Annotated in this window: 1 protein-coding gene; it reads left to right on the forward strand. The window is 39.9% G+C overall.

The features are described 5' to 3' along the window. Nucleotides 1-29: 29 nt before the first annotated feature. Entirely contained in the window at nucleotides 30-1298 is a 1269-nt protein-coding gene (locus tag JWG41_RS13945) for a sensor histidine kinase (protein ID WP_205270539.1), read from the forward strand. The last annotated feature ends 19 nt before the right edge of the window (nucleotides 1299-1317 follow it).

Genomic DNA, 1317 nt, shown 5'->3' on the forward strand with positions numbered 1-1317 from the left:
ATTTAGGAGCCCTTTAAAAATACAATCTCATGATCCAAGGCCAAGTTCTATCAGATATCATTGAAGCCGTTTCCAATACCTATGGAAACGAATTTCTCAATCGACTTGTGCTTAAGTTGGCCTCTACCATCAGGGCGGATTATACCTTCATCGCCCTTATTGACAAAGAAAAATATGAATCCCAAACCATCTCTCTCGTGGCAAAAGGGGAGGTTGTAGATAATATGGCATATTCACTCAAAGACACACCTTGCGCCGATGTATTTGATGATAGTGTTTGTTACTTTCCTTCAGGAGTTCAGAAATATTTTCCTAACGACCAACTTCTGGTAGAAATGAAAATTGAAGGATACATTGGATCCCCATTAATCAATTCTAAAAAAGAAGTGATGGGTCTTATCGTTGGTTTATATGAAACGGAAATCCAAAACAAAGATGATATCCTTACTTTATTCCAAATTTTTTCCGGTAGGATTGCTGCTGAATTGGAACGTTCCGATTACGAATTACGTTTGGAACATTACAATCACGAGTTGGAATCGCTTGTCGAAGAACGAACTAGCGAACTAAAACAAACGTTAGTTGAATTGCAAGCAAGACAAAACCAACTCATTGAATCGGAAAAGATGGCAAGTCTCGGAATGTTATCCGCAGGAATTGCTCACGAAATCAACAATCCTCTCAATTTCATTCTTGGTGGTTACTTTGGTGTTCGTGAAATATTGGAAACATCCAAAATCGAAACCGAAAAAACCCGATTGTATCTGGATGCCATAAAGGAAGGTGTGGAACGCACCTCCAAAATTGTAAAAGGTTTGAACCAATTTACGAGAAGTAGTGAATCCTTTGATGAACTTTTTGACCTACATGAAATCCTTGAGAATTGTCTTGTAATGCTCACCCATTCCCTCCGAGATCGCATTCTCGTAGTGAAAGACCTTTTCCCCGAACCTCTGATCGTAAAAGGAAACTCCGGTAAAATCCACCAAGTGTATTTGAATATACTCACCAATGCCATTCAAGCCATGGAAGGGGATTCTGGGATTTTGGGACTCCGAAGTTTTCGGGACTCCCGATTTGCAACGATTGAAATCTCCGATACAGGTGGTGGGATTCCAGAAGAATACCAGAACCAAATCCGAAATCCATTTTTTACCACCAAAGATCCGGGTAAAGGAGTGGGGCTTGGTTTGCCCATTGCTTATAAAATTATTAAAGACCACGAAGGATTGATTGAAATGGAAACGGTTTGGGGCAAGGGAACTTTATTTCGAATCAAACTCCCCATAAAAGTATGAATCAAAAGTCCGCAAAACG

This window comes from Leptospira chreensis, assembly GCF_016919165.1.
Classification (GTDB): Bacteria; Spirochaetota; Leptospiria; order Leptospirales; family Leptospiraceae; genus Leptospira_A; species Leptospira_A chreensis.